The sequence below is a fragment of the Marivita sp. genome (assembly GCF_051251565.1).
In the GTDB taxonomy this organism is placed as follows: Bacteria; Pseudomonadota; Alphaproteobacteria; order Rhodobacterales; family Rhodobacteraceae; genus Marivita.
In genome coordinates this window covers 1-18016 of record NZ_JBPOFB010000014.1, presented here as the reverse complement: position 1 = coordinate 18016, position 18016 = coordinate 1, and the positions used below count along the sequence as shown (strand labels likewise).

The 18016-nt window shown below is 48.8% G+C and carries 11 protein-coding genes and 7 pseudogenes; 9 read left to right on the top strand and 9 right to left on the bottom strand.

Going from position 1 to position 18016, the window contains the following annotated elements; genetic code table 11:
* Positions 1 to 61: 61 nt before the first annotated feature.
* Positions 62 to 292, bottom strand: coding sequence for a hypothetical protein (locus ACSHXH_RS15190; RefSeq protein ID WP_435672651.1), 231 nt, complete (start codon positions 290 to 292; stop codon positions 62 to 64).
* Here ACSHXH_RS15190 and ACSHXH_RS15185 point away from each other — a divergent pair.
* The 3 genes and pseudogenes from ACSHXH_RS15185 to ACSHXH_RS15175 all read left to right on the top strand — a co-directional run.
* Positions 285 to 1232, top strand: a complete 948-nt coding sequence (locus ACSHXH_RS15185) for a DnaJ C-terminal domain-containing protein (protein WP_435672650.1) — start codon at positions 285 to 287, stop codon at positions 1230 to 1232. The two genes, ACSHXH_RS15190 and ACSHXH_RS15185, sit on opposite strands and share 8 nt — an antisense overlap.
* Positions 1229 to 1558 carry a chaperone modulator CbpM gene (locus ACSHXH_RS15180; RefSeq protein WP_435672649.1) on the top strand — a complete coding sequence of 110 codons (330 nt, stop codon included), beginning with the start codon at positions 1229 to 1231 and terminating at the stop codon, positions 1556 to 1558. The genes ACSHXH_RS15185 and ACSHXH_RS15180 overlap by 4 nt, the downstream gene beginning before the upstream one ends.
* A gap of 34 nt (positions 1559 to 1592) precedes the next feature.
* A pseudogene (locus tag ACSHXH_RS15175) lies at positions 1593 to 2108 on the top strand (heavy metal translocating P-type ATPase); the annotation flags it as partial.
* 568 nt (positions 2109 to 2676) lie between these two features.
* On the opposite strand, the gene istB reads toward ACSHXH_RS15175, so the two are convergent.
* Positions 2677 to 3462, bottom strand: coding sequence for an IS21-like element helper ATPase IstB (gene istB / locus ACSHXH_RS15170; RefSeq protein ID WP_435672648.1), 786 nt, complete (start codon positions 3460 to 3462; stop codon positions 2677 to 2679).
* A 154-nt stretch (positions 3463 to 3616) separates the two neighbouring features.
* Positions 3617 to 4591: pseudogene (gene istA, locus ACSHXH_RS15165) on the bottom strand (IS21 family transposase); the annotation flags it as partial.
* A gap of 114 nt (positions 4592 to 4705) precedes the next feature.
* On the opposite strand from istA, the pseudogene ACSHXH_RS15160 reads away from it, so the two are divergent.
* Together ACSHXH_RS15160 and ACSHXH_RS15155 are read left to right on the top strand one after the other, a co-directional pair.
* Positions 4706 to 4852, top strand: a pseudogene (locus ACSHXH_RS15160) (integrase core domain-containing protein); the annotation flags it as partial.
* Between the two features lie 198 nt (positions 4853 to 5050).
* Positions 5051 to 5284 (top strand): annotated as a pseudogene (locus ACSHXH_RS15155) (DDE-type integrase/transposase/recombinase); the annotation flags it as partial.
* A gap of 73 nt (positions 5285 to 5357) precedes the next feature.
* On the opposite strand, the gene ACSHXH_RS15150 reads toward ACSHXH_RS15155, so the two are convergent.
* The 5 genes from ACSHXH_RS15150 to ACSHXH_RS15130 all read right to left on the bottom strand — a co-directional run bounded on the left by ACSHXH_RS15150 (position 5358) and on the right by ACSHXH_RS15130 (position 11939).
* On the bottom strand, positions 5358 to 7115 hold the full coding sequence (locus tag ACSHXH_RS15150; RefSeq protein ID WP_435672647.1) for a sensor histidine kinase: 1758 nt from the start codon (positions 7113 to 7115) through the stop codon (positions 5358 to 5360).
* An 86-nt stretch (positions 7116 to 7201) separates the two neighbouring features.
* The gene (locus ACSHXH_RS15145; RefSeq protein ID WP_435672646.1) at positions 7202 to 7858 is read right to left on the bottom strand and encodes a LuxR C-terminal-related transcriptional regulator; all 657 of its coding nucleotides are present in this window, start codon (positions 7856 to 7858) and stop codon (positions 7202 to 7204) included.
* Between the two features lie 217 nt (positions 7859 to 8075).
* Positions 8076 to 9884, bottom strand: a complete 1809-nt coding sequence (locus ACSHXH_RS15140; protein ID WP_435672645.1) for a beta strand repeat-containing protein — start codon at positions 9882 to 9884, stop codon at positions 8076 to 8078.
* 119 nt (positions 9885 to 10003) lie between these two features.
* Positions 10004 to 11350 (bottom strand): CsgG/HfaB family protein, encoded by a 1347-nt coding sequence (locus ACSHXH_RS15135; protein WP_435672644.1) that lies wholly within the window; start codon positions 11348 to 11350, stop codon positions 10004 to 10006.
* A gap of 1 nt (position 11351) precedes the next feature.
* Entirely contained in the window at positions 11352 to 11939 is a 588-nt protein-coding gene (locus tag ACSHXH_RS15130) for a hypothetical protein (RefSeq protein WP_435672643.1), read from the bottom strand.
* 348 nt (positions 11940 to 12287) lie between these two features.
* On the opposite strand from ACSHXH_RS15130, the pseudogene ACSHXH_RS15125 reads away from it, so the two are divergent.
* The 3 genes and pseudogenes from ACSHXH_RS15125 to ACSHXH_RS15115 all read left to right on the top strand — a co-directional run.
* Positions 12288 to 12541, top strand: a pseudogene (locus ACSHXH_RS15125) (IS481 family transposase); the annotation flags it as partial.
* Between the two features lie 608 nt (positions 12542 to 13149).
* A pseudogene (locus ACSHXH_RS15120) lies at positions 13150 to 13803 on the top strand (IS6 family transposase).
* A gap of 296 nt (positions 13804 to 14099) precedes the next feature.
* A complete protein-coding gene (locus ACSHXH_RS15115) occupies positions 14100 to 15704 on the top strand; it encodes a hypothetical protein (RefSeq protein ID WP_435672642.1) in 1605 nt (534 codons plus the stop codon).
* Positions 15705 to 15743: 39 nt separating this feature from the next.
* On the opposite strand, the gene ACSHXH_RS15110 is transcribed toward ACSHXH_RS15115, so the two are convergent.
* Positions 15744 to 17474: a hypothetical protein gene (locus ACSHXH_RS15110; RefSeq protein WP_435672641.1), complete on the bottom strand. Its 1731-nt coding sequence runs from the start codon at positions 17472 to 17474 to the stop codon at positions 15744 to 15746.
* An 85-nt stretch (positions 17475 to 17559) separates the two neighbouring features.
* Between ACSHXH_RS15110 and tnpB the strand changes: the two are divergent.
* Positions 17560 to 17778 (top strand): annotated as a pseudogene (gene tnpB / locus ACSHXH_RS15105) (IS66 family insertion sequence element accessory protein TnpB); the annotation flags it as partial.
* Positions 17779 to 18016: the final 238 nt, after the last annotated feature.

Genomic DNA, 18016 nt, shown 5'->3' with positions numbered 1-18016 from the left:
AGGGACAGGGGCTGTCTGCGGAGCGCGCAGACCGGTCGTCCCGGTCCCATCGGAAGTTTTATCAGTTGCCGTCAATGTGACGCCCTTTTTGAATTGAGCTTGTAACAAAAGGCGCGTCAGTTTTCGGCCCGATGTCTGCTTGGTCAGAATAGGTGGCCCGGACACCTTCGGCGTTGACATGGATCAGGACGGAAACACAGCTGACATGCCATCCTAAGCGAAAAGAGGCACCAGACGCGCGGTTGGTCCGCTTGATGCGTTTTGTCAGAATTAAGGGAATCTGAATGCCCAACGATCCATACGAAGCGCTTGGCTTGGCCAAATCGGCCACGGCAGACGACATCAAAAAAGCATATCGCAAGCTGGTGCGCACCAGCCATCCCGATCTACATCCCGACGACGCGGGTGCCGAGGCGCGGTTCAAGGCCATTGCCGCTGCTTACGCGCTGTTGAAAGATCCCGAGACCCGCGCGCGCTTTGATGCGGGCGAGATTGACGGGCTAGGTGCGGAACGCCCTCAGCGCCAGTATTACCGCGATTTCGCACAGGCACCTGACAACGCTTACCAGCAAGGTCATGGCTTCGGCGCAAATGCTGATCCCGCAGATATCTTTGCTGAGATTTTGCGGAACCGCGGGCGCACGCGTGGTGCCGACGACTTTGGCGCGCGTGATTTTCAGGCCGCCGGGGCGGACGCGCGCTATACATTGGAAGTGCCTTTCCTTGATGCCGTGCGGGGCAGTGAAACGAAGATAACTCTGCCGGACGGCCAAAGCCTTGCGGTCAAGATTCCGCGCGGCATGGAAGATGGTCAGACCCTACGACTTCGCGGCAAGGGCAGCCCCGGCTTTGGCGGCGGACCACCCGGTGATGCTTTGATCACAGTTCTTGTGCGACCCCATCCGGTGTTCCGCCGGGACGGCGATGACATCCTGCTGGCTTTGCCGATCACCATCGACGAGGCCGTTCTGGGCGGCAAAGTCACCGCACCAACCATCGACGGACCGGTGGGCCTGACAGTGCCACCCGGGGCCAGCACCGGCAGGGTCCTGCGTTTGAAGGGCCGCGGCGTTGCGCGGACGGGGCGAAAGACGAAAGGCGATCAGAAGGTCGAATTGAAGGTCGTTGTGCCGCCTGATCCCGATGAGAGCCTGCGCGAATTTCTGTCTGAATGGCGCCAAAATCACGGGTTTGATCCGCGCATTGATCTGATGAAGAGGGCAGAGACATGACAGACTTTTTCTCAGAGGATGAAGTCGTCATTACGGTAACACGATTGACCCGCGTACAGCTTGTGCGCTTCGTTGAGGCCGATTTCATCAAGCCGCAGCGCCATACCGGCGGATATGTTTTCCGTCCCATTGACATCGCGCGGTTGGAGCTCTTGTGCGACCTGTCTCAGGATCTCGATCTTGATGAAACAGCGCTTGGCATTGTGATCTCGCTTATCGATCAATTGCACGCCGCGCGACAGGATCTTGCGGCAATCGCCCAGGTGATTGACGCCCTGCCTGTGGATCTGCGCAGCCGGATCGACACCACGTTGAAACAGGGCTGAACAAGTTTTGCGAAAGATCAACGGATGATTTTTGATGCTTAATGATCGCTTAAAGACCGCGCTGCTGGCCATTGCTTTGCTGGGCCTGATATCCGGTGCGGGCCTTTGGATGGCCGGTTTGCCGGAGTTCGCTGCCTTGGCCTGGTCGGCTGGTGTTGTGCCGGTTCTTGCCGCCCTTGTAATCGAGATTATTCGAAGTCTCGCGCAGGGGCGGGTCGGGCTCGACATCGTCGCTGCTTTATCGATGTCGGCGGCTTTGGTTTTTGGCGAAGCGCTCGCAGCCGCGGTGGTCGCACTGATGTATTCAGGCGGCACGTTTCTGGAAAGCTTTGCCGAGGGTCGTGCCCGGCGCGAGATGCGCGATCTTCTGTCTCGGGTCGCGCGGACAGCGACGCGGCATCAGGGTGGACGGCTGGAAGAGGTCGCATTGGACGCCATCGTGCCGGGGGATCTGTTGTTGATCCGGCAAGGCGTCGTTGCTCCGGTTGACGGCGCTTCGGAAATTGTGCAGGCCATATTGGATCAATCTGCCTTGACGGGTGAAGCGGTGCTCGAGACGGAATTCAGGCGGTGCGTTCGAAGTTGGGGCGGCCAAGTTTGGTCATTCGGTTCAGCACGCGGGCGCCAATTTTGGCCTCGGTTTTCTGATTTTCGAAGCTACACGCCGTTAGCGTGGACCCGATGACAGCCCTCCAGCGACCCATCAGAGGTTCGTCACGGCTGCGTTGATTGTAGCCGGAGGTCCTCTGCCATGCCATCCGGCCGTGGGCCGCTATGTCGGTATTATGGCGATCACGGGTTGTCGGGTTCTGTGCTGCGTTTGGGCTCGGGATTGCGTTTTTGGGAGGCGGCATTGTGATGTCAATTTCTTCGCCAAAGCGCTCGAGCAGAAAATCGCGAGTTGGGTCGCCGTCGTAAGCACCATTCGCCAGAAACAGGTCGGCGCGGCCATCAAATTGATCCAATAGACTTGGCAGCGCTGTGGAATCTCCGTAAACATCGGCCGAGGGCCGTCTGGCTGTTTAGCGTTTTGATTGTCGTTGAGAACTGACCTGGCATTTTCATCGAGATCTGACCCACCCAGTCGTTATGATCTGCTGATTATGATTGCGTGAATGCTATTGCCTCCTTTCGCTTTTTCTTCGCTTTTTCTTCGCTGTTTCGGAGCTGGCCTTGAAGCGGTAGCTGTCATTGCCGGTCTCGAGGATGTGGCAACGATGTGTGAGACGATCGAGCAGTGCTGTGGTCATTTTGGCATCGCCAAAGTCGCTGGCCCATTCACTGAAGCTCAGGTTGGTGGTGATGATGACGCTGGTGCGTTCATACAGCTTGCTCAGAAGATAGAAGAGCAACGCGCCCCCGGAGGCGCTGAACGGCAGATATCCCAGCTCATCCAGGATCACCAAGTCGGTTTTGACCAGCGCCTCAGCGATCTTCCCGGCCTTGCCTTGGGCCTTTTCCTGCTCCAGTGCGTTGACCAGTTCAACCGTCGAGAAGAAGCGGACGCGCTTGCGGTGATGCTCAATGGCCTGAATGCCAAGGGCGGTTGCAACATGCGATTTCCCTGTTCCCGGACCTCCGATCAGCACCACATTCTCGGCCGCGTCCATGAACTCACAACGATGGAGTTGTCTGACTAAGGCTTCATGGATCTCGCTGGCGGCAAAGTCGAAGCCGGAGAGGTCCTTATAAGCCGGAAAGCGGGCCGCCTTCATGTGGTAGGCGGTAGAGCGCACCTCGCGCTCGGCCATTTCCGCCTTGAGCAGTTGCGACAGGATCGGCATGGCGGCTTCAAATGCGGGCGATCCTTGCTCATGCAGATCCTGCACAGCCTGTGCCATGCCTGGCATCTTCAGGCTGTGCAGCATGATGACGATGGCAGATCCAGCGGGATCATGACGCATCGCGCACTCCTTTCTGGACGCGCAATCCATCATAACGTGCGACATTGGCCTCAGGCTCCTTGCTCAGGGATAAGGCGACTGGAGGGTTCACGTCTGGCTGGTCGGTCGGCGTGCCATCCAACAGGCGGTGAAGCAGGTTCAGCACATGGGTCTTGATCAGGCAGGTCGGTGAGACGCGCTTTCTCTCTTCGACAAAGCCATCAAACATCGTGGGCAGGGGCATCAGGGCAGACCTCTCGGCCTCCCAAACGTCAGCGATGCTGCCAGGCAGTGCGCCATGTGCCGTCTCCACCCACAGCAGCTTGCAACGATCTTCCAGCCATTCATTCAGTGCAGCAAGGTCTGGGAAGACAGGAGCGACCTGCCATAGGCGATGTCGGGCATCACGCACGCTCTTCTCAACCTGACCCTTCTCCCAGCCCGCCGCCGGATTGCAGAACTTGGGATCAAAGACATAGTGGCTCGTCATGGCCAGGGACCGCGCATTCACATCACGCTGTTTGCCGACGCCAACCTTGTCGACGGCAGCCTTCATATAGTCATAGATGCCGCGACCGGGCACGCCTTCGAAGACGCAGAATGCATGCAAGTGGGCATCAAACAGCATCTCATGCGTTTGCAACAGATTGGCCCGCACCAATAATGCCCGGCTGTGCAACAGCTTGATATGCGCGACCTGCAGCTTGATACGCGCGCCGCCGACATAGGCCCAGTCCTCGCTCCAATCGAACTGGAAAGCCTCGCCCGGCGCGAACACCAGCGGCACGAAAGTCTCACGATCTGTTGTGTGATGCGCACGCTGCCGGTCAGCCTTCCATTCCCGCACAAAGGCCGCAACACGTTCGTAGGAACCGTCATATCCAAGCTTTACAAGATCGGCATGCATCAGCTTCGCCGTTCGACGTTCCTTGCGTGATTTGCGCTGATCAGTCGTCAGCCACGCAGTAAGATGCTTAGCATAAGGGTCCAGCTTGCTGGAGCGATCTGGCACCTGAAATGCAGGTTCAACAATCCCCTCCCGCAAATACTTCTTGATCGTGTTGCGAGATACGCCCGTCCGCCGCGCGATCTCGCGAATAGGCATCTTATCCCGCAGTGCCCATTTCCGAATTACCCTCAAAAATCCCATGTCTATCACTCCATGCGCCCCCAGCTGATTCAAGCCGGGGCAAGGTTGCACATGGGTCAATTTTCAATGACTATTTCTGCTGCTGCCGGGTCAGTTCTCAGTGACAATCTACACCTACGCCATGCCCGCAACCTGATCGCGGCGTGGCGCAACGACTTTAACCACAACCGACCACACACAAGCCTCCCTGGCCTGACGCCAGCGGAATTTTCTAACCGGTCAAAGGAAGACCAAAACCTGAACAGAGCTAACCTAAACTAGCGGACTCTCAGGGGAGCAGGTCACTGTGGATAACTGTAACGGTTGCTAATGCCGTACCGTCCCAAAGTGTCAATAAACTCACTGCTTTGCAGCGGCATTTGGGCCCAAACGCGTTCTGTGGATATATTTCAATTAAGGGTACAAGAAACGCCGAAAAGGCGTCCAATCCGCAGAATCTGATTAATTAGGGTACAGTGACACAAGGGCTTGAACAACCGGATCGAGGCCTCACACAGACCAACGCGACGGCGAGAGAAAATCATGGGGCGCTTCAAGTCCCAACAACAGGCGCAGAGATTTCTCGCCGCTCATGACCAGATCAACACCCTCTTTCGTCCCCGCCGCTATCGTCTCACCGCATTATCATACCGCCACGCACGGGCTGACGCCTTCAGCCAGTGGAACGACTATGCGCTTGAGATGACCGTATAAGCGCGCACGCCACACCCCCCCTGCGCCCATGATCAACCAACTTGGCAATGCCGTCTCAGGACAGTGGCGCCACTCAAACTGAAGATGACTCTTTATATGTTGGAAATGTAAGAATGAGTTCCGCACCTGTCGGAATAGTTGCTAATTCGAATTTCGCACCAATCGAAGTGGCGCGTCGCTGCATATTTCTGATCCCAAAACCGACATTTATATTAGCATCATATGTACACCCACCCAAATTTTTAAGTATAATCTTTACTACCTCGCTGTCATCAACGTAAGCTTCCACCCTAATTTCAGTGCATTTTGCACGTATAGTAGCGTTGTGAACTGCCTCTTGTAGAATTCTAAATAAGTCCAGAGCTCCACCTTTGTGAATTAGTTTTCTTTCCAGAAGCGCTAATATATCCCAATGTACGGATAAACCCATATCGACTAAAGGATCCACTATCTGGCTTCTCAGCAAGGATAATACAAGAAAAACATCATTTCTGTCAGTATCGGATGAATCGAGAATTAACCTAATTTCTTGAGTGGCGTTCTGCGCTAATGTTCTTATTGTTGAATCCCGAGGTTCAACGGAAGTCTCTGTCATTGCATAAATCATCGACAGATAGGTCAAAACCCCATCATGGAGATCACGCGTCAATTTTAGATTCTGCTCATTCGCTACTGCATGTTCACGGATCACCAAGTATCTTTTATGTTCAACTTCTAACTCAATCTCACGGGCAGCCAACTTAGTTTTAACAATAAGGCTGTTTGCAACCAAGTCATCACGTGCCTGCAGCAAGCGCGCGACAATAATTAGTGAAAGGCTAGAAAAAAAGATGAGGTTTCCAAGACCTATTACATATACTCCACCACCAAATGCGCCAAATCTAATTATTAAATCGTGAAATATGGCAAGGGTTATAGAAGAAATGGATAGAGCCCATAGAGCAGATTTCATGTCACCAATTTTCCAAAAAACTCGTAAATTATCAATATATACGAAAATAAATCCAGCAAACAAAATTGGCAGCGAAATAAACAACAGCGACCTGCTATCGGGAAGAAACAATTCTACCGCTATGGTTCCAACTGATAGAATAATGGCAAAGTGCCATTGGTAAATTTTGGCTTTAACTCTTTTTCCTTCAACATTAACCAAACCAAATTCACGAGCTGCAAGAACTAAAATTGGACTCAATTGCATAGTATATTTCGAAAGATTGCCCAAATTGGTAAAATTGGACAGCACCTCTGCACTGCTTATTCCCAACATAAATATACAAATTACGAGCAAGGGCACTCCTTCATAGCCAATTCTACGATTTATAGATAGTAATGCGAGAGAAAAGGATATAAATATTAGAATTCCCCAAAAAGCTACTCGCAAAAATTCAGAAAAAAATGATCGAATTTTCATTGACCTCATCATGTCTACATTCGACCCAACATATATGCCAGATAGTGAGGAAAAAATCCGGGAATCAGTGCGCAGCTCAAGTATGACGTGATGTGAATCTACAATCTTGAATTCAGGAATTTCGACTAAAGCATTTCTATAAGTGTTTAGAGATGGAAGACCTGCCATTGGATCATCTTCAAATACAATTTTCCCATTCATTTTTATAGTTAAATTTCCAAAGTAATATGGCACATATAAATATTCACTGAGCTTTTCACTGTCATTCTCGAGAGAGAAGCTCCCAGATATGATCAGATTATTTAAATTGTTGTGTGAAGTCAAAAGCGAGTGAAAAGGTAACTCGAGGTGGTCCACATTATTCGAAAATTCATTTACTAAATTTGTAATTTCTAAACGATAATTGGCTACTTCGGTCAATCTGTGAACCGAGTAAAAAGCTGATATTGGAATAAGAATCGTGATAAGTGAAAGCACCCAAATCCTTATTGCTTGCAATTGAAAAATCAAGGTAGCAGTCCAAGTTGTCGCGCTTCGTAAACAGCCTCAGATTTACTATTGACCTGCAGTTTACTATAAATTTTTCGGATATGGACTGGAACTGTATTGCTTGACATACCCAGCGTATGTGCCGCTTCAGAATATGACAAACCTTTTGATAGCAAAGCCAAAACCTCTAGCTCTTTTGGTGTGAGTATCGAATTGCGTTTTTCATTCAAAATTGTATTTCTCTGATCGGTATCTTTGTTCTGTATACGCGAAAGAACTTTCCGCGCTATAGCAGAGGATATTGGTGATTCGCCCTGCAACACCATTTCAATAGCTGCTATCACTCCTATTGAGCTATCGTCTTTGTGTAAATATCCAACAGCACCAGATAATATTGCAGTCATAATTGTATCAGCATCAGATAGGGCGGAAATAACAATTGATTTGCAAGATTTTCCCGATTCAGAAATATACTGGATGCTGCGAATACCGCTGCCATCTACGAGATTTAGGTCTACCAACGCGATATCACACTCAATCATTTCAAAATTTGAAATAAATGCAGTGTTAGAATCAAAGGAATGGCACTCATTGGCTAGATCCCAATTGTTGACGATGGAGGCAATTCGATTTCGAAGTATCAAATTGTCTTCCAATATTGCGACTGAAATCAACTTAAGACCCCTTCTTTTTTTGGCAATTCATTATACTTGACGCAGCGTCCACGTTCTACTTTGATGTGCAAATTGACATAGCGGATTGGACATCCTTCACTGTGAGGCGCAAAAGATAAATTACACATCTTTTGACAGCAAGACTCAGATTAACGACATATGTGGTATGGATTTATTCTGACGTCGCCATATATGGCGACGCCAGTTTATTACACCCTCAACGTGTGAAGCTAAAGCCACTGCTTGTGCGGTTCGTGATCGACGTCGTCGATACGTTGCCGGTTGCCGAAGCAAGGACAGTGTTTCCGGTGAGCGACGACGCTCCCACAGATGTGGCCGAACCCATAGCTGCAATATTTGCAAGTGTTATCGTTGCTGTCGACGATCCGCCGCTGATTTCCTGCTGGCTGGTGGATACCATTGTGCTTGTACCAAGGTTGGACGAACCTGTGTTCTGCAACACGTTGGTCTGCGTGTTCAAAGCCGCGGTCGAGAACACATCGTTGTTGTTCAAGATCAGATTCGAAGTAGCGTCCGAAGATTCGACATTTGCGACAATGTTGGCGGCGGTGTTCACCGCTTTGATGCCCACATCTGTGGCCACCTGGCGACCCGCAACAAAGCTTTGCGATCCTTCGATACCGGTTGAGGTGACTGCAGCCACGTTCGTGGCTTCGTTGCCCGAAGCTGTGGCACCAATCTGGTTATCGGACAATGTCACATCCACACCGGTCAAAGAACCGCCAGTTAAAGGTGCACCTGACACACCGTTGCCGAATGACACTGTACCGAGTGCCGTGGTTGCCACAACTTCATCAACGGCGGCTCCACCAGTAAATTCCTGCAGCGATGCAACACCAACAGACACACCATTTATACCGCTTGTCGTTGCGATACCGCGGTTGGTTGCGGTGTTCCCGGCAGCGTCAGACAGGATTGCGTTGTTGCGCAAGACGATATTGTCCGAAGTGATTGCAGCTCCGGAATCAACACCCACTGCAACGACGCCGGTCGTATCGGCCGTGATTGTAACAGTACCGGTACCTGCGCTTTCAGAAATCGTTTGAAGGTTTGCAACACCGAAATCTGCTACAAAGGCACCAATTTCGCCGGTTGTTTCAACAGCGGCCGAGCCCAAGTCGCCGGCCAGGGCACCCTGCGCGGGGTTGTCCGCAGTCCCAGCAAAAAGATCATTGACGGCGGTGTTTGCGGCAGCGCGCGACGCAACCGTGTTTTGATCGAGAGTAATATCACCACTGATTGCACTGGGCGAGGTGGTCGTATCTGTAATTTTGACGGTAACGTCGCCGAAGGTTGTAGCGGCCACTGACAAATCCCCAGCGGTGGCGTTGGGTGCAACAGATTGAAGGTTGGCAATCGCAGCGGGGCTGCTGGGCGATCCGGTGCCGCCACCGGTCACCGAAAGCGTGTTCACGACGTCGTTTGCAAGCGCGTCTGCTACAGCGACGTTGCCGCTGTTCGTCACATTCCCCGAAACGCTCGGTGTGTCTAGCGCGACATTAAAGCCTACCGTACCAGTTGCTGTACCGGTGTCTGCTGTCACTGCACCGGTAGCTGACGTACCACTGTCCACCAGATTTTGTTGCGAGAGAATCCCTGATGCAACGTCAATGCTAACTGTACCTGAAGCTGCATTATTGATATCTGTTGATCCGGTTAAGGTGCTTCCGTCAGGTGCGCTGACGGTCAGAGTGTTGGTCCCTTGGTTCAGACGTGCTTCGGCCGTGGCAGATTCCCCGAAAATTGTCTGATTTGTGGTAATATCAGTAGCTTCCGTCTTGTTGATCTGGCTGCCAGACGCCGCGACGTCAGCGTCCACGACGGTACCGTCAGCAATCTGGCTTGTCGCGGAAACAAATCCCGCCAATGCAGCGTCAACTGACATTGTGCCATCTGTAATAGTGATCGTGCTGTCTGCAGCAGATGCTGTCGATACAAAGCCTGCCGCCACTAGTGCGGTGCTGGCAAGGAGAAGAGTTCGGAAATTGGATGTCGTTTTGGTCATGAGTTTCTCATTTCAAGAGTTTGGGTTTGCGGTAATTACTGCCATGCGGCGCAGTGCACGCACTTCAGATTCAGCCGGCGCAGGGAAATAAGGCTAACAACCCCACACGTTGAATTTCGTTAATTTTGGGAATTGGCCCTCACTGTGTCCAATGCGGCAAGGACTTCGGGTGGTGCTTCAAGACACTCAACACCGACCGCTTTAGCAACTTCGCAATAAGCTGAAGCTTGTTTTTTTGGATGCTGAACAACAACAAGGAAAGGCCCACCATCACGATTGACGCTTACCATGTCGGCTTGAACTTCGGCAAAGAGGTCCGGATTGTTCTGCTTGAGGCTCTTCCAAACTCCAATTGCAGCTTCGGCGCTTGTTCCAGCTCCGACAACTACGACACCTCCACCGACGGGTGCTAAAGATTGTTGTTCAGGTTGGGTCAAAGTCTGATTTTCTTGATCAACCAAATCGGGCTGTGTAGCGAGCGCTTCCGTAGCAGGAGGCTTCAGAACCGATTTGGTGTTCGCCATGGCAACAGAACTTTCAGCCGCAGGAGGCCAATTACGCGTATCCTTAGGAGGTCGTGGCCTTGGCAGTTTTCGATCCAAATTAGGTTGGACCAGTCGGACACAGGCTTCGTTTGGCACTTCCGAAATAGCCTCAAGAAGATCTAAGCTCGCTAGCTGCAAAATGGAACGCACAGCCATTTGCATTGGTTCGACCATTTGCGTACCAGCCTTGATGTCAAATAGACGAGTATCAAAGAAACTGAAAATGTCAAAACCAACCTCTTGTCCAATGACTTGCTTTTGTAAGGATACAGCATGCTCCACCACAAGGTTGCGCGTATTTACAATTCTCAAGTCAACCGCAACATTTATTATTGAGTAACGTGAACGCCCACCGGCGCCACCAATAAGTGCTTCCCCCCCACCACTAACGAGGCTGTGATTGAGTTCAGTAACCCCGCCAACAATGTAGTAATCGCTTTGAAGTATTGATCCACCCATATATGGCATCCACGGTGTTGGAATGGAGTCAAGCGACGCTTGATGCATCTGCCCGTCACCAAGTCGCTGACGATCAAGATACGACAATTCTAATTCAGCTACACGAGGATCAAGACGTTCATGAATACGAATTGATGGTCCGATGCTTGCCAAAGCACTGTACATCATAAGTCCCGCACCCTGAGTAATTGGAGCACCATCTGAGTCACTCAATCTGCCGGTAAAGTCACGCACATCACCAACAGCGATGCCAAGAGGCCTTCGGCTTTTTCGCACAAGAGAAAGCGCATCGCCATAACAGCTCAATGCATCATCCACTGGTGTACGATTTTCAGTCACTGATACGCCAGCTAATACAGGTGCGTTTCCCTGCCCATTTTCAAGAGTGTTTGTGTCTGGCAATGCGCATGCTGACAAAAAGAATGAAGCGATAACGGTGTAGGCACACATTTGGAATTTCATTTCAATTCCATTCGCAAGCGCGAGAATCAGCAATTGTACTGTTTAACGGACTGGAATTGACTGACTGATCATTCTCAGAGTCTTGAGATAGGCTACTTATACTACCCCCGACATCTCCAGAGACACCATCTTGTTTGCTACCTTCAAGGGTGGCTGACAGTGCCGATCCATCGACATCTTGAGTTGTATTTATAGAATTTGAACCACCAGAATAGTTAAGAGGGCCATCTTCCTCAGCCCCTGATACATTTCCGTTTGATGCAACCTTAACTTCGGGAGAATTTAATACACTGGGCGCGCCAGAACTGCCTTCAGTCATTGCGCTACCACTATTTCCAATAGTTGTTGACACCACGTCGCAATTTATCTGATCACCAGCAATGTTAGTGGTATTGGTCGAATTGAAGTTAGGCGCCTGAAACATACCAGCCTTCTTTCGTTCAATTAAATCAACGACACCAGACTTGACGGCTCGATCATTGTCACTGCGAAATTGAAAAGAAGATGAGAAACCAGGCCCAAAGCTTTCGGCCACAGAGTTTTGCGGCAACGCTGACAGTAGAGCAAAGATCAATATTTGTTTTTGCACTATTTTTCATTCCTATATTCGGGGTGACAACTACATCCCTGAGTAAATGAAAAAAAGATGTTTCCGATACCATGAATATGGTACTATGAAAAAGTATTTTCTAAAAAGCTTCATAAACGATGAAAATATGGCAGATTATCTGAATTAAAACTAACGAGGATTAATGTTAACTTTCGTTATATAAACTACCATGGCGTGATTATTACGAGCTTTAGTTGTTTTAATGGCATGGGGGTTCTGTTGCAAACTTTAGTTGGTGAGCGAAATGTCCTCAAGGACAGAAGGTTCTAGGTGTTTGATCCCACGGTATGATGGTGCGATTCTTTCTCAGGAATGGAAGAAAGCTTTATGGGACAAGTTCGTTATGGGAGCGCCACGCCCACGCACGTCGTTAGATCTGCGATATAGCGATCGCAAGCTTCGCTCGCGTAGCTGAGCTAGGAGCTGGGCATCAATCCCAAGACCGTCGCGAAATGGCGCAGCGGGCGACTGTGGAGGACTTGAAGACTGGTCCGAGGGGGCCGCGTTCGACCGTTCTCACCGAAGCGGAGGAGGCCATGGTTGTCGCATTCCGGCGTCATTCGCTAATGTCGTTGGATGAATACGCTCAGCGCTGCATCCGTGTCTGCAGCTGTCCGTCGTCATATAAAGTGGGACATCAGAGCGGTACTGAGGCGCGGAGCGCTTCGACTTTCCAGAATGCGAGGTGTATGGCGATGGTGTAACGGCAAGGGCCGCCAATTCACAGCCTGTAAGGAGCGATGGCGATCAAAAACCGGTCATCTTAGAAGGCACGAAAACAAGCGGATCCCATCGAGGCAAGAAGCACATAAGCTTCGTAGAAGGCCGGATAGATTCACGCATCCAAGGCCGTTGGAACCAAAGTTGAAAAACACCTTGCGCAGGGAGGGTCCATAGAATCGCTCCTTAAAGGCTACGATGAACCAGAACCCCTCCAGTGTTCAAACTCTCAAATCTGCCCCATAGGTGCTGACATCAGACAGCACAGGACGTCTCGGGAAGAGATTTTCACCACCATCCATGTGCTCCAAAATGAGGGATTCAACTGCAGAGAGATCAGGCGCCAGACATGGTTCCCGGGTGTTGTCACGTTAACGCCCTGCAGATTTCTGCTTCATTGATCTGAGCGTAGGCGGTGTCGATTCAGCTATTGAAAATCAACAACAAGCGCCATCGGTTTCCGCCCCAGATGATTGCCCATGTTGTCTGGCTCTACGTCCCGTTCCACTTGAACTTACGCGAAGTTGAAGAATTGATGCTGTAACCTGGCGTGGACGTTTCGTATGAAACGATCCGACCCTGGACCGTCAAGTTTGGCCTCCTGATAGCCCATGCTCTACTGTGACGCCAGCCGCGCCTCGCCGATGTCTGGCACCTAGACGAAGTCGTCGTGACAATCGCAGGCCGATCTTACTGGCTCTGGCGTGCAGTCGACCAACACGGCGTAGTTCTTGAGGAAATCTTGCAGCCCAGGCGGGACAAGCGGACCGCAAAGCGGCTTTTGATCAAGCTGGCGAAAGGTTGGGGTTTCGTGCCCAAACGGATCATTGGGGACAAATTGCGATCCTATGCTGCCACAAAACGCGAGGTCGCGCACGGTCTTGATCATTGATCTCACAAGGGTCTCAACAACCGAGCAGAGAACAGCCATTTGCCTTTCCAAAAACGAGCGCGAGCAATGCAGGGCTTCCGGACGCCGGGTGGATTGCAGCGTTTCGTCTCTATGCAGTCCGCAACCGGCAATCAGTTCTCTGTCCCGGCCCGCCGTCGTTCCGCCCTCACCATCCGCGACCCTCGGTTGGAAGCATTCGAGGTGTGGAGATCCGCGGCAAGCGTTGCTTGACAACCGACCGCTACGTTCGCTCACAAGCTGGTAGAGTTAATGTGACAACACCACCCAAAACTTTCGAGAATCTCAGGGCCATAAGATACTTTGATCCGCAGGCCTGATCAGGCGATTTTCGCCTTGTCGGGTAGGCTGCTTCGCGAATGCCAGCGCAATCAGCCTTGGGAGGTAAGTCGTCCTTTCAGACGATGAAAGAGTGAAGCAAAATCAAGCCTAAGCTAAAAAAAAGCGGCAATATTGCCCCATTAAAAGTAAACCAGCGGCTGAGCATGACAAAAAGAGTGGCCTAATTGTTGAAAATAGATGTTAATCAAGTTGAAGGATACGCATACGGTGCTATTCAGCCCTCGATCACTTTACGCTTCTCAGATGGCTTAATCGACGACCGAAAGCTTAGAGAAAACTGCAACAAACTACGAGAGCAGCTTCCTACTTTTAATGCCAATCAGAGGTTTTTTGCTGGCGATATAGCGTTTGACCAAGCCACAGCTCAAGCGCTGCTCGTCAAAATTTTAGATACACTGAACGACTACTGTGGCGATCAAAGATTTACACCTATTCATGTGTTTGAAGAAGAAAATTCTCTGTGCTTTTCCTTACCAACACTATCTACACAAATGTCCTTGTTAAATATGAATGCAATACAGCCTATGCTCAAAATGGCGAGCAACGGAATATTGAGTAAGGAGATCATTGGCTTCTTGGAAAAACAAAAACGTCTAGCACGACAGTTTCTTCCCGCGGGCACGAATGCAGGCAGCTTTATAGCAGCTGCGGCAGAGCGCAAAATCCCATTCAAGATATTCAATCGAAGATACATCATCTTTGGATACGGGATTGGCTCACGTATCTTCAACAGTTCAATCACCGATGAAGAAAGTGCTATTGGTGTTAGTTTAGCAAAAAGCAAAGTCGACACCAACCGCCTGTTGAAAATGTCAGGCATCCCGGTTACCGAACAAGCACGAGTGCGTACCGTTGATGATGCGATACGCTTTGCTAGAACAACCGACTATCCGGTTGTTCTCAAACCTGAAGCGGAAGAGCAAGGCAGGGGCGTTTTTGCAAACATTATTAACGAAACTGAGCTTAAGCAATGCTTTAAGAAAGCATCCAAGCATTACAAAGCCCTTATTATCGAAAAGTTTATCAAAGGCTTCTCTTACCGAGTTCATTTACATTATGGAAAAGTAGTGGGCGCATGGAAGATGATGCCACCATGCATATCAGGAGATGGAAATTCTTCTATAAGCGAACTCATTGATATTGAAAATGCAAGACCAGAACGAAAATCAATAAATTCATCACTTAAGCCTATACCAAAAGACTATGTCACCGAACTGAATTTGAAGAAGTTAGGATTAACTTTTAACTCTTGCCCATCGCTAGGCGAGGAAATAGTATTGGCGGCAACTTCAAACGAAAGTCGTGGGGGATCACCACAAAATTTCCTTTCTTCTCTTCACCCAGAAATATTAGATTTGTGCATACAAGCCTCGCACACATTGCAGTTAAAGGTAGCTGGTATAGATATTATTTCAGAAGATGCCGCAGTCTCATGGCGAGAAAATAATGCAGCTATCTGCGAAATTAACAGTCAGCCACAGTTAGGCGATCTTGAAACTTATTCTCACCTTTTTCATGATTTATTGGATCGAATTCCTGAAAAGCAACCAGAAGTGAGTGTGGTAGTTTCAAATAAATTTGAGAATTTTTCCTTAAGCCTCTTCAACAAGACAGTGAGCGAAATTGTTGTCGAAGTTTCCCCACACTATTTACATAAATTTGGAAGCCCAACGCAGTTTTTTGACAAACTCTCATTTGAGGGTGATGTTTCCATCGAAGATCAGGAAATGATTACCTCAATGATCTCTAGCACTCCATGCACTGCCTCCTGACATCTTCGGAGCTTCAGCTTAATCAAAGCCAAATTTGCGTTATCTATCGTCAGATTGATTTTTGATTGATTCAAAAATTGAGAAATGCGCACCGCAACCTGATAAAAAATCTAGTGCCGACGCATTAACAGATTTTTCAACCTCGACTGATGTGAATCCTTCAATTAAACCATATCTTTCCAAAACGTCTTCGGACATGATTACGCAAATTTTATCTAGGATAGTATTGCTTGCGTAGTGAGCCCATGCTGAAAGGAAAGTATCGTGTTTTGCTTTTACAAGTCTTCCACCAGTTAAAAAATGTCTAGGCGCAAGAAATGCATCTCTTATTCCTCTTAGCCTCACAAGTTCAAGTTCACGGCCGCGTTTCGTAACAATGATATTGACAGGAACATTGCAACAATTTGGGCCAAGTAAGGCTGTTCCTATGTCAAGTAAAGGAACACCCGCAACAGCGAAAATTGGAATACCTGGTGTTTTGTTGAATTCAGTGAATGCGCCTGTAGTGAGGTTAGGATCTTTTGTGATATCGAGTGAAATATAGTCAATACCAATTGAATGAACTCCAAGGTTGGCAGAAATCTTTTGTGCATCGTCCAAAATCTTGGGATGAACATTTTCAATTTTTTCCGATTCTCCACCACCACTCAAATTTGAATTATTGCGCAAAAATACTTTTTTACCATAATCTGGGATCGTCTGCATGTCGTATCCATAGCTTTCCAATTTATTCGTTAACACTTCATCAATTTTAATTCTTCGCCTATACCCACTTTTGTAAAGTGATCGTGTTCGAGTGTAGTTTTTTGAATTAATCAATTCACAGATTTTTGAATAGCCATCCCCAACAACAAAGGGTGCTTCCGATCTCACACATCCAAAATATTTGCCACCAATAAATAAAAGTCGGTGGTCGTCTCCTTCAATATGTTCTTCAAGTAGAACGCATTCATTTTCCTTCACATACGACAAGGCCAAGTCATATGCATATCTAAGCTGATTGGCGTCTTGTATATTCGCTGTGATGCCGTTGCCACCTCCTGAATTTGAGGGCTTCATAACGCACTTATATCCAATATTTGCCACTGCACGATCAAGATCACCAGAACAATTTATTTGAGTAAAACTTGGTGTCGAAATACCCAATCTCTTAAATAGATCTTTGCAAAAAATCTTTGAAAACCGGTCTGATTTGAAATCAGATGCAAGAGATGTTTCGAAAAAAATCTTGGACCCTTTACCAAGTCCATATAGCCAGTATTTTCCTTGAATGTGCGTGTAACAAATGTTTTGGGATTTGGCTGCTTCGATTAATGCGTGTGCTTGAAAGTCTGGATGATGCTTTTGACTCAGGTTCCATATCTCCTGAAGCGCTCTTTTGAATTTATTTGAATCAATTTTCACCATGGAAAACACGGAGCCAATAAGTTTGAGGGCTATGATGTTTACCTCCGGCACATGGTAATCAGAGATGAGAAGTGTTTTTCCATTTCTAACCTGAATTCTAGCTTTTCGTAGGTCGCCACGTGTGTAGTTCAAAAGTTCTACAAGAAAATCTTTAATCCAATTCGCAATGTCATCATGGCTTCTTGGCTTTGCAGTTTCAAAATCATGTGGTAGCAATGAGTGAATAAGGGAAATACGTTTTAAGGCGTCAGGTAACTGTAGCGAAGGTATATTAAGAATTTCGCAAACGATCGCCTTGTGGGGTGCGTACTGACTTGGTCCACAATATGTTGCAATGTGCTTGAACTGAATCCTTATAGCCACGTCCTCTCCCCAAGAAATTAGATTGGTTTCAAATTTTTACTAGCAAGTTCGTGGAGCTGTAGGCAATCCATCTTTAGAGTTATGTATCGAATGCGATTGCCTCCTGAGGCTGAAGGAGAGCTCCAAGGCCAACGAAAGGTTCATACTTGGCGATATGGTCAACGTCAGGGTGATCTTGGTGTTTAGTCCCGGCATCTGGTGGAATGGCCTGGGCGCGTGGCTGTTCAGCAAGCGTTTGGAGAAAAGCCGGTTTGTGTGGCGATCGGCAAAGGAGGGAAAAATCGCCATGACCGCAGCGCAGTTGGGCACCGCTCATGGCAGGATACCCATCTCAAGATAATTTGCTCTGACAGTACCGAACCAGAGCCTCCATTACGAAAACGCCTCAGCATTCTAAAAAACTCTGACAACGGACAAGGTATTTAAATTACATAAATATCATTATGCGGCTTAATGCTGTACGCGGGTGGATTCACCAACGAAGTGCAAATTCTGTATCAAAACAGGATATTGCATGGAGTATGAACAATGGGACGCTGTTA